Source organism: Streptomyces sp. NPDC096132 (genome assembly GCF_044763345.1).
In the GTDB taxonomy this organism is placed as follows: Bacteria; Actinomycetota; Actinomycetes; order Streptomycetales; family Streptomycetaceae; genus Streptomyces.
The window spans coordinates 199,560-217,808 of record NZ_JBIWGA010000015.1 but is presented as its reverse complement, the minus strand read 5'-3'; the positions used below and the strand labels follow the sequence as shown (position 1 = coordinate 217,808).

Below are 18,249 nucleotides of genomic sequence, written 5' to 3'. Positions count from 1 at the left end.
ATGCCCCGACGCGTCGGCCGGCCGGTTCCCCAGCCTGCGAGGGCGGTGCTCTGCGTCGACAGTCGGCGCCGTACAGCGGCCCCATGGCACACCACACGGGCGTCCCGCTGTTTCCGGACGCGCCGCTGCCTGACGCTGCCGCTACCCAGCGGCCGCAGGACCTGTGTGTGTGCACTCCTCGGTCGTCCCGGCAGTCCGGCAGAATGGCGCCGGGCCGTGTGCATCATCCCCAGCCTTCGGCGGCGCCTGCCTGCGCAGTTCTTTCAGGGGTTGCCCGATGATGACGGATGATGCTGTCCTGTGCCCTCGGTGTGGTGCAGGGATGATCATGCAGTTCGCCTCCCGCGGGCCCAACGCCGGGGCCTACTTCTGGGGCTGCTCGCGCTTCCCTCAATGCCGCGGCTCGCGCTCCGCCGACGGTACGGTCAAGGCGGCCCCGGCCCGACCCCGCACAACAGTTACAAGCCGTTCGGCAAGCAGCTCTCGCCCCGCTCGGAAATCGGCGCTGCACCGCGGTGACCTGCTCGTAACCAGCGCCAACACGCTGGGGGCCGGTAAGTTGGTGGGCAAGGACGGCGATGGCCTGATTCTCGAGTACTTCGACACCCCAGGACAGCATCCCGACGAGCGCCGTCGTCACACCGTCCCCAGGGAGGGGCTCAGGCGGTTCACGCTGGCACCCGAGACGCGGGTGTTCTGGCACACGGGCACCGCATGGCGCTCCGGGCGCGTCATCGACGCCACGGCCCATCGGGACATCCACGTGCGGGCGCGCAACTGGGAGGGATACCTTGCCGAAGCGGACCTGTATGTCCGCTGGGACCAGCCGCTGACCGACCCCGTCGGCTTTGCCGGCGCCGGACTGCTGGAATCGCCTCTGCTGGCCGACATGCGGCGTCCCTTCCTGCAGAGCACCCTGACGCAGCGTTCGGCGGCCCACGGCATGCGCGGCGCCCTCTCGAGCGGTATCGAGTTGTACGAGCACCAGGTCGAGACCGTGTGGCGTGTGCTGCAGGACCCCGTGCAGCGCTACCTCCTGGCCGATGAGGTCGGTCTCGGCAAGACGATCGAGGCCGGCCTTGTCGTGCGGGAACTCCTGCTGGACCAGCCCGACCTCACCGTGCAACTGATTCTCCCGCCGTTCCTCGTGGAGCAGTGGCGCCGTGAACTGTCGGGCAAGTTCCGGACCGGTGACTTCCCGGGCGCCTGCATCGTGTACTCCCGCGACGACGCCCCCGACACGTGGGAGCCGGCTGATCTCGTCGTGGTCGATGAGGCGCACCATCTGGCCCGCCTGGCGCACAGCGAGCAGCCCGAACTGTCCCGTCGTTACACGCGCCTTGCCGAGGTTGCCGGAGCCAGCCCGCGCCTGCTGTTGCTGTCGGCGACGCCCGCGCTGCACAACGAACGCGCCTTCCTGGCCATGCTCAAACTGCTCGACCCGGCCGTGTACCGGGACACGACGGCCGAGGACCTGCGCCAGCGCATGGAGGCGCGTTCCGCGCTGGGCCGGCTGTTCCTTGGACTGCAGCCCCACTTTCCTGGCGTGCTGCTGAACAAGCGCCTCACGGAGATCGGCGCCGCGTTCCCTGAAGACGCTGAAGTCGCCGCCTTGATCGGTGAGGTCAGGCAGGCAGTCGCAGGACCGGACCGGCATGCGCTGGCCGTTGCGATCGGGGCGCTGCGCACCTATGTGTCCGAGGTGTATCGGGTCCACCGCCGGATGCTGCGCACCCGTCGTACCGCTGCGCTGCACGAGTCGTACCGGGTCACCGGGCGTCTGCGCCCCCAGCAGGTGGTTCTTCCCTCGTCCGCTTTTGCTGGCCTTGCCTCCCTTTTGGACAACTGGCGCCAGGAGGCTCTTGCTGCTTGTGAGTTCGACCAGGAGGCCCGCCGCGAGGCAGCGTCGGCCTTTGCGACGGCCGTGGCATTGTCCTTGGACCCGGACGCCCTGTGCGAGTGGGCCCAGTCCCGAGTGGCCGCCACGCCGGGCGAGCAGGACGCGCTCGACCGCATCGAGAGCGACCTGCGCTTCGTCAGCCGCCGCCGCGACATGGCACGCCCGCTGGCCGATGCACTGACCTACCTGTTCAAAGCACGTGAGCGGGTGGTCGTCTTCTGCCCGACCCCGCAGTTGGCAGGGGAGTTGGCCGGCGCGTTCAAGGAAGTACTTCCCGGGGCTGTCTACCAGCACCTGGCGAGCGACTCGCCCGCAGCCTCCGAGCAGGCAGTGCGTGATTTCGAGCAGAGCCGGACGGCAGCCGTCCTCGTTGCCGACCACTCAGCGGAAGAAGGACGCAACCTCCAGTTCGCCGATCTCCTCATCCACGTGGGCCTGCCGCCCAGGGCAAACCGCCTCGAGCAGCGTATCGGCCGGTGCGACCGCTGGGACGCCCGTCGCGAAGGCGGGGCCTGGCGCTCCTACTGGGTAGCCGAGACGACCGACCCGCAGTCGCTTGCCGCAGCGTGGATGCAGATCCTCAGCGAAGGGTTCGCTGTCTTCGACACGTCGATAGCCAGCCTGCAGCATGCGGTGGACGCCGCCACAGACGCCGCCTGGGACCTGCTGTTCGAGCACGGTGCCGATGCCGCACCCGACGCCATCCGCATGGTCCGCACCATGCTCGAGGACGAGGTCAAGCGCGTACAGGAACAGGACGCCCTGGACAGCATCGAAGCACCCGCTGACGAGCGCTCGGTGTACGGACGGATGATGGCATCGGAGAGCCAGGCAGCCTCGTTCGCCGACGTCACCGATGCACTGCTGTCCTCGCGGCGGGCGGCCGGGAACCTGCGGTTCGCCCCCGCAGGCGACCCCGCCCATGCGATCGGCAGCTACGAACCCGTCAGCCGGCTGGCAGCCGGGCACGTTCAGATGCCGCTGGTATCCGCAGCGCGACTGCAGCGCGACTTCGTGCCGCTCGCAGGACACCGCGGCACCTTCGTGCGCAAAGTGGCCGTCGAGCACGAAGACGTCCGCCTCTACCGCTACGGCGATCAGTTCATCGATGCCGTGTCCGACTTCCTGTGGAACGACGACCGGGGGAGAGCCTTCGGCATGTGGCGGTGGATCCCCACCTGGCCCTACGCAGAGCGCCTTGCCTACCGCTTCGACTACGCCATCGAAGCGCAGCCGCTGCAGGCCAGCCCGGAAAGCGACCTGCTCGACCAACTTGCTGCAGCCTGGACCAGCGACCTGGTGGACTTGCCGTCGCTGCGACGCCGCGCCGACGCGCTCTTCCCGCCGATCATCGCGACCGTGTGGACCGACGCAGACGGCACACCCATCACCGACGGGCGCCACCTCGACGCCCTGCAGGCACGCTATGCCAAGCCGACGCCCGCAGAGCCCGGAGGCGACTACGCACTCAACTCAGAGCGCATGAAACACGCATACGCATTCATCCCGGCCGACCAATGGGCGCCGCGCTGGCGAGCTGCTGAACACAGTGCCCAGCGCCTGGTCCACAGCGACGACGCCGTAGAGGCAACCCGCACCCGGGCCCTGGCCCTGGCCGAGACCGACATCGCCACCCGACTGCGGCAGTTGAGACTGCGTGCCGCGCGCTCGGAGGGAAACGAGCGCGCTGAACTGGAGGAAGAAGTGGAAACGGAAGCGCTGGCGGGCCAAGCGCTCATGACAGCCCTCCAGACACCGTCGCTCCGCCTGGACAGCACCGGTGTGGTCGTGGTCTCGGGCCGCAGCCCGGAGCAGGACGGGTGCGCGTGACCGCTCAACTCGACATCATCCAGCGCATGGTCCTGGGAAGGGAGGCATCGACAGAACAGCTCACCGGCCCCCACCGGCGGTTCGCCGATGCCTGGCGCTCACCCCTTGCCGGGCCCGCCTTCAGCGGCGACATCGCCGCCCTGCTGGCTCAGATGCTCCGCCATCAAGCCGGCGTGACGGGCCAGCGCCACCACGAACTGGAGATCAACCTCCACGAACGCGGAATCGCCCTGCAGGCGCTCGAGCGAGCACACCTGCGTGTCGAACGGTTCGGCGCCACACGGCACACTGTGCGCCTCGGTGATGCCTGGACGCCCCACTGGCTCCACGGCGACCCCCGCTGGATCGATCTCGCCAGCGCAAGCCCCGGTCCGTTCATCGGCACCGGCAACACCACGGCGGACACCAGCGCCCGCCCGAACAGCCCGGTGCCCGTCGATCCAGCCCTGCACGCGATCGCTCCCGATATCAACCACTACCGTTCACGCAGCCAGGCCAGCGCAGTGCGCACCGCCTCCCTGGCGGACCCGGCCTCCACCCTGCACGTCGTCCTGCCCACCGGCACGGGCAAATCCCTCGTCGGTCTGGCCCCTGGACTGCTTCGTGCACGCGGAACCACCATCGTGGTGCTGCCCACCATCGCCCTGGCACTCGACCAGGAACGCCACCTGCGCAAGCGATTCCCGGCGTCCGTACTCCCTCGCGAACTGGCCTATCACAGCGACCGCATCAGCGAGGAACGCGCAGCCATCAAGGAACGCCTGCGCGAGGGAACTCAGCGGATCCTTCTAACCTCGCCCGAAGCCCTCGTACGAGGTTTCACCACCATGCTGCGCACCCTTGCGACAACCGGCCAACTCACCAGCCTGGTCATCGACGAGGCGCACCTGGTGCGTCTGTGGGGCCTGAGCTTTCGGCCAGAGTTCCAGATCGTCGCCTCACTCGTGGGCGAACTGCGAGAACTCGCCACCGGTGCCGGGCACCCCCCGCCACGCGTCACACTCTTGTCCGCAACGCTGTCGGCACCCAGCCTCCGACTCAACGACCGGCTCTTCGCTGGCAGCGCCGAGTCACTGTTCGTTGGATCGACCTTCCTGCGCTCCGAACTGCGCTACCTCCTGGGCACCACCACCTCCCCCGACGTCCGGATGGACCGTCTCACCGAGGCGATGCACCACCTTCCGCGGCCGGCGATCATCTACACCACCAAGAAGGAGCCCGCCAGGATCATCGCTGAGCGCCTGAGGGCTGCCGGGTTTGCACGCACCGCCGTCTTTCACGGAGGCCTCGGTTCTGCCGAGCGTCTTGGCATCATGCGCGGGTGGTCCGGCGACGATGGGCCGACCACGACCGACATCGTGGTCGGCACCAGCGCTTTTGGCCTGGGAGTGGACCAGAGCGACGTCCGTACCGTGGTGCATGCGTGCGTGCCTGCCTCGGTCGACCGCTTCTACCAGGAAGTCGGCCGCGCGGGACGCGACGGCCACGCGGCGCTGTCGGTCTGGCTTCCCGCCGTGCCTGACGAGGCCGAAGGCCAGCAAGTCGAAAACGCGACCGTGATCGGGGACGTCAAGGCGTGGAACCGATGGCAAGCCATGCGGGATCAGGACCCGCCCCCGAAGGAGGCGGGCAACGGTCTGGTCCTGGACACCACGGTGGTACCCGAGCACGGCGACGAGCCCTCGGACGCCAACCAACTGTGGAACCGCAACACGCTCGTCCTCATGGAACGTGCCAACCTCATCACCATCGCAAGGCTGGCCCCCCCGGTCGTCGAACGCATACCCGGCGAGTCCGAGCAGGCGTGGCAAGCACGGTTCGACAAGGAGTGGACTGCCTTCGTGAGCCACGTCCCGGTACGGCTCAGACCGCACGTGGCCAACCTGGACCAGGAGACTCTCGAGGCTGCCCTGCAGAAGACCCGCACGGAGATCAAGGATGCCGAAGCCGCCTCAATTGCGCGCATCACCCGCCTGCTGGCAAGAAGAGAATGCTGGGGACGCGTACTGAGCGAGGAGTACACCTACACGGACATAGGCGCGATGAGGGCCAGCCAGAATGTGGCGCCCGCGTGCTCCGGATGCCCTGCAGAGGGGCACGTGCACCAGCCCACCTTGCACACCGCGCGTCCCCTCGTCGCAGAAGCGCTCATGCCCGACCTCGGCAGAAGCCCCAGCGCAGCCCTGGCGAACCTGGCCGCCGGCCACCGCAGCATTGTGGTCACCTACCCCAGCGGACGCCTCAGAACTGCCCTGAGCAACCTCATCCAGTCATGCGTCACCAACGGCGTACGCGGCATCGTCGCCCCCGCCGCGCTGCTTGGGCTCCCGGCCATCCGTACGGCATCGCGGTTCGCCGACGAGGGCATGGTCGTCGTGGACCCCCTGCGTACCGGCGGGGTACCTGCGCGCCTCTCGGTGCCGAGTCTGATCCTGATGGACCACGGGCAGACGCCGCCCGTCTCATGGCTCGCTCCCACCAGCGGACCGCTGCGTGTCGTGGTCGTCCCGGAAGACATGCCCGACCCGGCCTATCCAGATGCCCTCATCAAAAGCATCCGCAGCCCTCACTGGACCATTGACGACTTCCTCGGGAGACTCTGATGGCTGTTCTGAACCCACCGCGAAGCCTTCCGGCGCTTGGCCGCTCCGTCATCAACTTCCTCACCGGATCCCGACGGGCCTGGACCGAGGAAGAGTTGATCGAGGCGTTCAGACCGCCAGGCCTGAACGAGGACAGTTCCTCCTTCGAAGGTGTCGCGCACACCGTGTACACCTTCCGGGCGATCGGGATGCTCTGCAGCGACACGGCCGGTGTGATCACCGTGAGCGACACCGTCGCTGCCACGGGAGGCACCCTGTCGCCGGCGGCGTTCCGCCGGGCACTTCAAAAGCATGCCCTCGATCTGGACCGTGACGGGGACCCGTGGCAGACCGGCCCAGGAGAGAGCCTCACCGGCGGGGCGCGTGATCTGCTGAGAGCGATGTCGTGGTTCCTCGCGCAGGATGCGCTCGGGCGTCCCCTGTCGTGGATCAGCGGCGTTCAGGCCCTGCAGCACGCGCAGTTCCCGGACCCGGACAATGACACCTGGGCCATCACCAACGACACCCGCTGGGGTGCCATCACCCGATGGGGACCGGCACTTGGCCTCGCGGCGCCTTCGCTCGTACAGACCAGATCGGGACTTGTGCCTCTCCCTGTCGTGGCGATCAACGACGTCTTGGATGAATTGCCTGCCGGACAGGTGCCCATCGGCGACTTCCTGGGCCAGTTGGCGGCCAAACTGCCTGTGCTGCACGGCGGTCTCGTCCGCGCCTCGCTCGTGGCGTCCCTTCCCGACGGAGACCCCGACCCAGGCATCGCACAAGACTGCGCTGACAGTTCGGTAGGCCAGGCTCTGCGCATCCTGCAGGACCGCGGTCGGCTCGTCTTCGACACCCTGCCGGACGCCGACGGCATCCGGCTGTCGCGATTCGACAGCCAACGCCAAACGCACGTCACCCTGGTTCAAGGAGGAAAGCGATGACCTGGCGGGGCACTCTTCCTGCTGCATGCTGGGAGGCCCGTGAGGCCCCGGCCATCATTCCGGTCGAGGCGGAGAGCACCTCTAACGGGGTCTTCCTTGCCACGCACACCTCGATCCCGATCCTCCTGCGCGACCGGGTGGACAGCGCTGTCGGCGGCACCATCGTCGACGAACACAACCTGCGGCGCGCCGTCGAGGAACTGCCGGCGGACCAGCCCATCATCCCCATCCTCGGGAAGTCGGGCACAGGCAAGTCGCACCTGATTCGCTGGCTTCGCATTAACCTGAAGCCCAACGACACGACCCGGCTGATCTTTGTCCCCAAACACCGCATGTCGCTGCGCGGGATCCTTGAACTCATCCTGGAACACGCCACCAGCGAACGCGCCGCGGAGTTGCGTGCCAAGGTCGCCGCTGCTTCGGATGCTGCCGCGGATGAAACCACAGCACAGCTCCGCCTGCGCAACGAGTTGGCTGTCCTGGTCGAGACCCGCGGAGCAGATAAAGGCGGCACACCCGAGGAGAATGATCTCCGCGCCTTCCTTGCCTCCGCGGAGGGCCTGCCCGCACTGCTGGGCGACCCCGTCTTCCGCAGGCGATTGCTCGCCGACAACGGTCCCATCGCGCGTCTGGTCCGGGAAAAGCTCTCCGGCAAGGGTTCGGAGGACAAGGAGGACGCGTTCGGTTTCACTGCGGCAGATCTGGACCTTTCGGTCGACGATGTCAGCAAGGCTGGCGTCGATGCCGCCAGTGTTGCCAGCGCACTCGTCAGCGATGCTCCCCTGCGGGACCTGGCAGCGAAGATGCTCAACGAGCAACTCGGGCCGGCGGTCAGTGAGGTCTTCGGGATCGGGGGAGACGACCTCAAGCAACTCCTCGTCGAACTACGCCTCGACCTGCACAGGCAGGGGCTGGAACTCCTCCTCCTGATCGAGGACTTCTCGATCTTCCAAGGCATCCAGGGCGGCCTCATCGACGCAATCACCCTGCTGCCCACCGAGACGCTCGCCCTGTGCCCGATGCGTGTTGTCATGGCCGTCACCACTGGTTACTTCGTCAACCAGATGCCGGAGACGGTGTACACGCGGACCTATAAGGTCTTCGATCTCGAACTTCCTGCGGACAAGACAGCCCCGTTCGACCCCGCACGGTTCGCCGCCCGGTACCTCAACGCGGTACGCGTCGGCTCCCAGGAGATCGACAAGCACCGCACGGGCGAGCGCCCGGAGCCCAACCACTGTCTGCAATGCCCCGTCCGGGACAAGTGCCACCAGGCGTTCGGGGAGGTTGAAGGTGTCGGTCTGTTCCCGTTCAGCAGGACGGCACTCGACCGGGCCATCCGCAGCCAGTCCAAGGGCGATGCCTTCGTCGCCCGCGATGTGCTGACCCGCGTCCTGCGTCCCGTCCTCCACCGCGACCAGACCGAACTCGACGAAGGCCGCTTTCCCAGCACCGGATTCGAGAGCGACTTCCGCACCGGTGCGCTGGACATCCTCGACAACGTCGAGGACCAGGTCCGGCTGCGCACGCCAGGTGACCCCGCACTCTCCGAGCGCCGCGTGCGGATGGTGCGTTTCTGGGGGCCGGGCCACGGGCCGCAGAACCTGCACCCGACGATCCACGAAGCATTCGCCATCCCGCCCCTGCCTGACCTCATCACCGAGCAGCAGCCCCTCCCGCTTCAGCCGCCAGTGCAAGAGCCCGTTCGGCCCTTGGACGGTACACAGACACCCATTGTGGTGGACCCGCCGCCGCCCCCGCTCACGCCGCCACCCGCGCATCCGTCCCCAGCGGCTTCGAAGCCGCCTCTGGTCCAGGCGGTCGACGAATGGCACAAGACCGGCCAACTTGTGCAGAGCCACCGCAACGATCTCCGGAAGATCGTGCACACCGCCGTCATCGGCTGTCTGGGGCTCGAAGACGGATTCGGAGGTGACAGCGGAGACTGGGTCAGGGGAAGGGCAGAACTCGCGCCGAGCTTTGATGCGAACACCTCGATCGCGCTGGACGGCAGCGGCCTGCAGACCGCGCTGATCTCGATCGACCACCGCAACGTAGAGGACGTCCGCGTTCTTCGCGCCCTCGCCTGGGTGAATGCGAAGGAGTCCTGGGAGAACGTGGAGCAGGGCGACGCCCTGCAGAGCCTGTGCGTGAACAAGGTCCAGGAATGGTCGGACAGCGTGTCCGCTTCCCTCCTTCCTGCGCAAGGTGACGACGCCGAACTGGCCCGGCTTGTGCACGCCCTCCTGTCCGTCAGCAGAGTCCTGGGGATCGCCGACTCGTACAAGAGCGACGCACTCAGCCGAGTTAAGGCGCTCTTCGCCAGGCCGTCGAAGCTGGCCGATCCTGTGCAACGGCCTTACGCACGACGACTGCAAGACCGCTTCACCAGCGCTGACCCGAAGGCGGATCGCAACCTCCTTCAACGGCGGCTGCTCCGCTTGACGTCCTACCGCCAGGGCACCGGCAAGCCGCTGGCCATTGACCTGCCGCGCCTGGTGCGCGCAATGCGCGACGACGCGGCTGAGGCGCCCTGGCCCGAGCACGTCCCCGAGCAGATCAGAAAAGTGGCGGACGACATCAAGAAGCGAACCACCATGCTGGATCCGGTGCTCGACGAAACCCGACGGCTGGTACCCGACGTGAGCGATCTCGGCGGTGACGTCGCCGAGGTGGCTCATGCTCTCAACACCCTGCTCTCCGACCTGGCGGTGCTTGGCCAGTCAGCCAACTCGATCAACCCGTCCGCCCTCCACGACGCGGTGAAGTCGGTGAAAGCCAGTGATCTGAAGAAGGTGACAGACCTGCGTGAGGGCCTCGACGCCTGGCCCACCCTCACCGCCGATCAGCGCCTGCGCCTGATGACCCTGGACGAAGGGCCGGCCCTGCGCATCCGAGCCTGGCTCGACCCTGCGCTGGAAGCCGTGAACGCACTGGAGCAGAAGCTCCAGGCCGGACCCGCCTCGGAAGCTCAGCGTGAGTACGACGAGACCCTCCAGCGGCTCGTGGCCGGGCTGGAGACCTTGAGCCGTGAGGTCATGGACGTGGCCGGACCCGAGGGGGGCGCATGACGCTCATCGAACAAGTTCAGCGTCTGCGTGTGGCAGCGGTCGCTGCCCATGACGAGGACAAGATCAACCGCCGCACCGGCGAGTTGGCCGGGCAGGCCGAGAGGGTCGAGACGCTCATCGAGACGGTCCAGCGCCTCCGCCGGGGCGTGGCCGAACTGCGCGCAGCCCATGCCGCTTTCGACGCAGACCTCGGTCCGCAGGCCGCCCAACTGGCCGCAGACCTGCACGTGCTCGCCGAAACGCTCCCCAGCCAGGATGCCGATACCCCACCGCAAGCACTGAAGGCGCATGTTAAGGCAGCTGATGGTTTCGTGAAGGGCCTTCGCGAGTCTGTCGAGCAGGCATGGACTGCTGAACGCAACCGTGAAGTACCGGTGATCAATGAGGATCTCGTCGCTACGCTGAGCAAGAGCGGGATCGACGTGGAAGAGATCCGCATCAAGATCGAGAAGGCGCATGGCGTGCTCAATGTCCTGAAGAACCGCGCTGTCCCCGAAACGGGTGACATCGCGAGGCTGGCTGCGGCGCTGGAGAGCCTCCAGGCATGCGGCAAGCAGATCACCGCACTTGTTGACCCGGTCCTCGCCCGAGTGATCACTGGCGCCCTGGAAGCCGCCGGGACGCCCTTGAACTCCTTCACTCCCGAGGTCCTTGCCGGGCTGTCGAGGCTGGGAATTCTGGACCGCTTCAGGGTGAGGCTGCGGTGACTCCTGAGACCGAGAGCGAAATCCTCGGCGTCCTCGAAGCACATGAGGACCCCCTGCTGTCCTGGGGCGTTGTCGACGGCGGATTCACCGACGACGAACTGCACACCCATGTCGATGACGTCCTCATGAAGTGCGGCGAACTCGACACCGCCCAGGAGGCAATCGAGGCCCTCGAGGACAAGGGCCTGATCATCCGTGATGATGCGGTCACGCCGTCACGGTGGCGTACCCGCAACGGCGAGACGCTGCGTCTGCTGGCCCGACTGCGCCAGATCTTCCCCTCCGGCGACCCGGCGACGGCCTGGCGCCAAGGTGCCGCTCTCGTCTCGGACTTCCGCTACGCCCGGCGCCCCCGCGCCTACCCCCGGCGCGACCAGCCCAGACACGCAGTCATCGACGGCACCGATGCGCTCCACGACCTCTACCGCCAGGTCATCGATGCCATGACCCGGCGAGGGCCCAAACACGCCGACCTCAGCGGGTTCCAGGTCCGCGCCAGCCGTCAGATCTTCACGGCCCTGCAGTCCAACATCACCACCGCCACAGTCGTGGGTGCCGGAACCGGAAGCGGCAAGACACTCGCCTTCTACCTGCCGGCCTTCGCCTACCTGACGGGACTCAAGGACAAGTCGGCATGGACGCGCGCGCTGGCCGTGTACCCGCGCAATGAACTCCTCAAGGACCAACTCAACACCGCTTTTGCGAACGCCCGGCGACTCGACCACCTATGGGCGAAGACCAACGGTCGGCCCATGACCATCGGGGTGCTCAACAAGGACACCCCGACCGGCATGAAAAGCCTGACGGCCTCCTACTCCGCATGGACGAAACGGGCTGAAGGCTTTCAGTGCCCTCACTTCACCTGTCCCGGCAACGGTTACACCGTGTGCGGGGGCACACTGTTCTGGTCCGAGCAGGACGCCAGGGCCAGAACGGAACGCCTGACCTGCAGCACCTGCAAGCGCGTGTTCGACGACTCCATGCTGGTCCTGACCCGGAACCGGATGAGCCAGAGGCCTCCGGACGTGCTGTTCACCACCACCGAGATGCTCAACCGCGGTCTGTCCGACCTGTCCCTGGGCACACTGTTCGGTGTCGGCGCGGCCAAGAAACCCCGCTTGATGCTGCTCGACGAGATCCACACCTACAGCGGCACCACTGGCGCCCAGGCAGCCCTGGTCCTGCGACGCTGGCACCACTCGCTGCGCAGTCCGGTCACCTTCGTCGGCTTGTCCGCGACGCTGTCGAACGCCGTTCGCCACATGGCCGATCTGACGGGTGTTGACGACGGACTCGTCACCAACATCGAACCGGGCGCAGACGAGATGGAGTACGAGGGCGCCGAATACATGGTCGCCGTGCGCAGCGACCCCACCAGCGGCGCCTCCGTGCTGTCCACCACCATTCAGACGGCGATGCTCCTCCCGCGTGTCCTCGATCACCCGGCAGAGCGCACATCCCAGGGACTTCTGGGCACCAAGGCGTTTGTCTTCACCGACGACCTCGATGTCACCAACCGGCTCTTCTTCTACCTTCTCGACGCGGAAGGCCAGCGCTACCGCGCGCCCCGTACCCAGCAGTTCAAAGACCCCCTGGCGTCCATGCGACGTCCCGTGCAAGACGGCGTCACCGACCAGCGACGCGCCGGCCAGGTCTGGGACCTGCCGGTGAAACTGGGCCACAAACTCGACCGTCCAGGCCTCAACGTGAGCCGGACCACCTCGCAGGACGCGGGAGTCGACACCGCCTCCCAACTCGTGGTCGCAACTGCCTCGCTCGAGGTCGGCTTCGACGATCCGGACGTCGGCGCTGTGCTGCAGCACAAGGCGCCCCGCGGCGTCGCCGCATTCCTGCAGCGCAAGGGCCGAGCCGGGCGAAGCCGTCGCATGCGCCCGTACACCGTGGTGGTGCTCTCCGACTACGGACGCGACCGTGCCACCTACGAAGCCTGGGACGCGCTGTTCGATCCCGTCTTGCCTGAACTGGTACTTCCCATCCGCAACCGGGCAGTCCTGCGCATCCAAGCCACCCTGGCGATGCTTGACTGGCTGGCAGCACAACTGCAGCAGCCCGATCACCGGTACGCAAAGCTGTGGCGTGATTTGAAGGGTCTCGCCGATCCGGAGTACCCGGACAACCGCAAGGTCCAGAAGACTGCCGTCGCCATTCTGCGCGACCTGCTGCGCGATCCCGGCCGCCAGCGCAGCCTCCGTCTGTGGATCGAAGGCGCGCTCCAGGTTTCCGAGGAGTTGGCCGCCGAGATTCTGTGGCACCCCCCTCGCCCGCTCATCCTGGCGGCCGTGCCCACGCTTGCACGACGGCTGGACAATGAGTGGGCTGTTGCGGAGGACCACACGTACGTCAAGGGCAAGGATTTGATGGGCAAGAATCCGCTGCCCGACTTCTTCCCCGAGAACCTCTTCAGCGAACTCGCACTTCCCGAAGGGTACGTGGTCATACCCCCGCAGCAGTCGTGGGAGAAGGAACCTGAACTGCAGGCGATGGGCCTGGCTCAGATGCTGCGCGAGTACGCGCCAGGACGAGTGTCACGGCGCTTTGCCACCCGCAACCTCGAGCACCGGCATTGGATCCCCGTTCCCTACGGGCAGCGCGAGACCGTCATGGATCTCGCCCCTGCCTTGCAGGCGCACCATCGAGAGGAGACCGCCACCGTCGAAGTCGATGGTGTCCCTACCTCCATCCCCATCGTCCGCCCCGACAGGGTGGAACTCCAACTCACACCGCCAGAACTCAAGGATGCTTCCAACGCGGCCCTGGTCTGGCGGTCCCAGTTCCTGGAGAGGGGCCTCGGTCTGGTCGCCCGCCTTCCCCCGTCGGACCCCATCGGCGGCCTCATCGACGAAGCACGCTTCTTCCTGCACGCTCAGAACGCCCACATCGAGGTCCGCCGTCTTGCCGTCCAGAGCGAGGCGAGTTTGGTCTTCGCCCGCGGTGGCGAAGCCCGGGTCAAAGCACAGTTCTCGCTCGATGACGAGCGGGTCGGTCTCGGAGCCACCTACGACGTCGACGGCCTGCGCCTGACCATCACGGTGCCGGACGTGATTGCTCCACCCGGCGACCTCGACCCGGCCCTGCGTAGCGCCTGGTTCCAGCACGTTCTGACGAACGACCCCGAACTGCTGGAACAGATGAACAAGTTCCAGTTGGAATGGCTGCACCAGACGATCGAATGCATGCTGCTGATGTCCGCCGCGAGTGACGGCACGTCGCTTCCCCACGCCTACCGGGCGGTGCGGGAAACCTTCGCCGACCGGTTGACGGACACCCTGAAGGCGATGTTCCGCAGTTCTGACGTCGAAGAGAGCGAAAGCGCCACACTCGGCCGGGTCGGTGAGCGCCTGCGCCAACTGCTTGCCGACAAGGACATCATTGCCCGCCTGGACCATCTGACGGACCAGGTCTGGAACCCTGACCCCGCACAATTCCAAGCCTGGCTGCGCCAACGCGTCCTTGCCACCCTTGGACAGGCGGCCCTGTGGGCTGCCCGGGAGATCTGCCCCGAGCACGACCCCGAAGGCATCGTTGTCGACATAGAACCCGGCTACGCCCTCGACGGCACATGGCGCCATGGCCAGGTCTGGCTCACCGAGGCCTCGATCGGCGGCGGCGGCTTCATCGAAGCGCTGGCCACACGCGTACGCCCCGACCCGCGGCGGTTCTTGCGGCTGATCATGAGAGCCGTCCAGCCTTCCACCAACGAACTGGTCGACGCGCACATGCGGCGGATCGTGTGCTACACGACCGAGCGCAGCGACTGGCTCGACCTCGTTGCTGAATACCGAGGCTCGGCGACACAGGCGGACCGGGTGAAAAACCTTGACCGCATACGGGCGCAGTTGCGTGCCTCAGGCATCCACGGCGCGGAGCAGTCCGTTGTCTCGAGCCTGGCGAACCGCCTGCTACGGCCCGGATCGACCGCACAGACGGATCAGGCACTACGTACCCTCATCGACGAGTGGGAGATCCAAGAGCAACGCCTGGGCCTTGAAATCTCGCCGCGTACCTGGGCTTACCTGATGCGTCAGAGGCACGACCTGGACGCCGGACTGAACCTGTCCGCGAACTCCTCGGACCGCCAGCGCATCGACGCCATCCAAAGCGCACTCTGGCCACGTGGATGGGCCCTACGCGCCGGAGCACTGCAGTCGTGGAACCCCTACTTCGACAATCCGCCGGCCGCACCCGATCTCATCCGGGGGCTGTTCACGTCCACAGACGACCTCATCAGCGTGACAGATCCCGACGCGGACAACCTGGTGCGCACGCGCCTGGCCCAACAGGGATCCGCCCAGCTCATCGCGCCTCCCGAGGACGTACCCGCCCTGGCAGACATGCTGGTGGACCTGTCGATCCGCGCCATCGAAACGGACTTCCTCCAAGTGTTCCCACGAGTCGTCGAGATCGACCACCGCTCCGAGGGCAGCGTCGTGGCCACCTTCGAACTTGCCGAGGTGTCCGCATGAGAAGGATCACCACCGTCGGGGCCGGTGAGACCCGACAACTCACCGATCTGCTGCAGAACCTCCTGGTGTCCGAGCTGCTGGCCCCGTCAAGTCGCCTGTGGGTACTGTCCCCGTGGATCTCCGACATTGTCGTCATCGACAATGCATCCGGACAGTTCAAGAGCGTGCTCCCCGCCTTGCCGGCCCGACCCATCCGGCTGACGGAAGTACTCATCGAACTCGCCCGCCGTGGCTCGGACGTCCGAGTGATCATGCGCGATGAGCCGCGCAACGCCATCACAGGACAACGCCTCACCGACCTGGCCCCGGTGGGGCCACGGCCGACCCTGCTCATCCGGAACACCCTGCACGACAAGGGCATGGTGAGCGACAGATTCCACGTTCACGGCTCGATGAACTTCACCTTCTTCGGCCAGAGAGTGAACCAGGAAGGCGTCACCGTCGTATCCGATCCCGACCAGATCGCCCGTGCTTGGGTCGAATACCAGAACAGGTACCAATTGCCATGAGCGTCGACTTTGAGGAATTCTTCGGTCCAGGCAACGACATCACGCCAACACGGGTAGAACCGAACCTGCAACTCATCCTCGAGAACTTCATGGCAGGCATCCAACAGCGCCAGGTCGGATTCCTGCCGCGAAGTTCTCACGGCCGTCTGTGGTGGTACGGCTTCGCGCCCACCCCGCGCCAGCAGCGCGAGACACTCGCCATCCTCGACAGTTGGATCGGCCCCACTTTCAGCGACCTGCCCCGCCACCGTGGTGCCCTCAACCCGGCTGATCCGTTCGACGCCGCACTGGCGAAGGCACCGGTCAAGCCACTGCGCTTTGAGGTACTGCCCCGCGCGACACAGGATTCGGAGGATTGGAAAGACGCGCGAGGCCAGGTACGCGACGCCCTGCTGGTGCTTAGCAAACTCCTCAACGGCCGGCCGCCCTCAGAGTTCGACGCCCCCCGAACCACCGTCGAGGTACTCGACGACCTCGGACACGCCATCGCTGCCCGCGACCGCACTGTCGCCCTGGCCTGCCTGCGCGAACTTGAGGCGGCCGCCGATCTCGACCAGGCAAACCTGGCCTTCCTGCGACTGCGGGTCTTCGCCGGGCTCGAGGACTGGAAGGCCGTTCTCGGGGACCGGGATCTCGACCACGTCCTTGCCATGCGCCGCCCCTTGAGCGTCACTCAAGTGATCCAGCAGGCGGTCTACACCAGATGGTTCGCCCCGTACGACGCAGCAGGCAAAGAGGAAGACCTGCTCGCTGCCGTTGCCGCGTTCCCTGCGGCGTTCCGGCCGCTGTTCTCGGGCGCACCGACAACGAGTCGGGCGCAGGCTGTCGTGGAGTTCCTCATCGCGGTCGAAGACGACGCGGGAGACGACACACTCAACCGAATCCTCGACGAAGCCGGCACGATCGAACCCGGCCTCCCCGCCCACCTGCGCAACGTGTTCCACCTGCACCGGGAACAAACTCCTCAGCCCACCGCCCCGTCGGAGCCGCCCGCCCCCCTGGACCAGTTGGGCGCCCTGAGCGAATCGCCCCTCGAGCGTGCGACCGGGATGATGGTCCGGGGCGAACTTCAGGCAGCCATCGAACTCGTGCTGACGCTCGAACCGAGCCTGCGCGCGGCATACCTGCTCCTGACCTGTGCACGCGACCTGCAGTCACCACCGCAAGCAGCGTTGGCACTTGAGTACATCTCCACGCATCACCTGCGTAACTTGATCGACGGAGCGAGCGCACGCCTGCGCGGTGATCTCGCCTGGCTGGAGCAGTTCACCCAGGACGGACCCTGCCTGGACTGGCGTACGTGGTTGGATGCCCTGGACGGAGACCATGGCGGCGCAGCATTGGCTGCCGGTCCCGAAATCACCGACGCCTGGACGCCACTGAGCAGCGATGCGCTGACCGCATGGCTTCACGATGCCTCCGATGAGGTACTCGGCAAACTCGGTGAGAGCGGAGGCCAGTTCATGGCGGCGCACCGCGACATCTTCACTGAAGATGGAGCGGCCGAACTCAGCGAACGTGTCCTTGCCGGTCTCGCGCTCAGCGGCAAGAACTCGGCCGGCGTTCGAGTGCAGACCCAAGCCCTACTGGACTATCTGCTGTCCGCCCACCCCACATCCGCAGTGTTCGCCTCAGCACTCGAGTGGATCGATCTCATCATCTCCGCGAACGTCTCGGCCGTGACCACGACATGGGCGATCGACGTACTGCAGACGGCGACAGCTACATCGGCAGCGGCAACGAGTCCCGCCACTGTTGGTTTCTTCTATAAGATCACCAATACGGTGAGGCCGTTTAAGACGGCACTAGACCCAACTGACATTGAGGCCATCAAGCTTGTAGCCAGCGAACTGGGAGTCGGTGTCCCGGAAGACTTGCTCGCCGAGCAGGTACAGGACGCCGACCCCGGAGCGCCGTACCGCTATCTGCAGGACTCAAAGGTGGTGCTGTACTCCCTTACCGAGTCGGCCACCACCCGCGCTGCACAGGTGCTGCGCATCTTGGTGCCCAAGATCGACATCGAGACGAGTGCCGAGCATGACGGCAGCAGCAAACTTGCCGCACAGGCGGCCAACGCTGACGTCTTCGTCGTGGTGACAGCATCGGCGAAGCACGCCGCCACCGACTTCATTACTGCCAAGCGGGGAACGCGACCAGTTGTGCTCGTCAACTCTCGGGGCTCGTCCGCTATCTTGCGCGAACTCGCGGAAGGATGAGCCAAC

The 18,249-nt window shown here is 66.5% G+C and carries 8 protein-coding genes; all 8 read left to right on the top strand.

Going from position 1 to position 18,249, the window contains the following annotated elements; genetic code table 11:
• Nucleotides 1-322: 322 nt before the first annotated feature.
• From dpdE to dpdD, 8 genes are read left to right on the top strand one after another with little or no spacing between them, the layout of a single operon-like run.
• On the top strand, nt 323-3,730 hold the full coding sequence (gene dpdE, locus ACIRF9_RS32175) for a protein DpdE (protein ID WP_403829244.1): 3,408 nt from the start codon (nt 323-325) through the stop codon (nt 3,728-3,730).
• Nucleotides 3,727-6,333 carry a protein DpdF gene (dpdF, locus tag ACIRF9_RS32170; RefSeq protein ID WP_403829241.1) on the top strand — a complete coding sequence of 869 codons (2,607 nt, stop codon included), beginning with the start codon at nt 3,727-3,729 and terminating at the stop codon, nt 6,331-6,333. Before dpdE ends, dpdF begins: the two co-directional genes overlap by 4 nt.
• Complete coding sequence (dpdG, locus tag ACIRF9_RS32165; protein WP_403829238.1) at nt 6,333-7,256, top strand: protein DpdG; 924 nt, start codon at nt 6,333-6,335, stop codon at nt 7,254-7,256. Before dpdF ends, dpdG begins: the two co-directional genes overlap by 1 nt.
• Nucleotides 7,253-10,327, top strand: a complete 3,075-nt coding sequence (gene dpdH / locus ACIRF9_RS32160) for a protein DpdH (RefSeq protein ID WP_403829236.1) — start codon at nt 7,253-7,255, stop codon at nt 10,325-10,327. The genes dpdG and dpdH overlap by 4 nt, the downstream gene beginning before the upstream one ends.
• Nucleotides 10,324-11,034 (top strand): hypothetical protein, encoded by a 711-nt coding sequence (locus ACIRF9_RS32155; protein WP_403829233.1) that lies wholly within the window; start codon nt 10,324-10,326, stop codon nt 11,032-11,034. Before dpdH ends, ACIRF9_RS32155 begins: the two co-directional genes overlap by 4 nt.
• Nucleotides 11,031-15,518 carry a protein DpdJ gene (gene dpdJ / locus ACIRF9_RS32150; RefSeq protein ID WP_403829230.1) on the top strand — a complete coding sequence of 1,496 codons (4,488 nt, stop codon included), beginning with the start codon at nt 11,031-11,033 and terminating at the stop codon, nt 15,516-15,518. Before ACIRF9_RS32155 ends, dpdJ begins: the two co-directional genes overlap by 4 nt.
• Complete coding sequence (gene dpdK, locus ACIRF9_RS32145) at nt 15,515-16,027, top strand: phospholipase D-like domain-containing protein DpdK (RefSeq protein WP_403829228.1); 513 nt, start codon at nt 15,515-15,517, stop codon at nt 16,025-16,027. The genes dpdJ and dpdK overlap by 4 nt, the downstream gene beginning before the upstream one ends.
• A complete protein-coding gene (gene dpdD, locus ACIRF9_RS32140) occupies nt 16,024-18,243 on the top strand; it encodes a protein DpdD (protein ID WP_403829225.1) in 2,220 nt (739 codons plus the stop codon). The genes dpdK and dpdD overlap by 4 nt, the downstream gene beginning before the upstream one ends.
• Nucleotides 18,244-18,249: the final 6 nt, after the last annotated feature.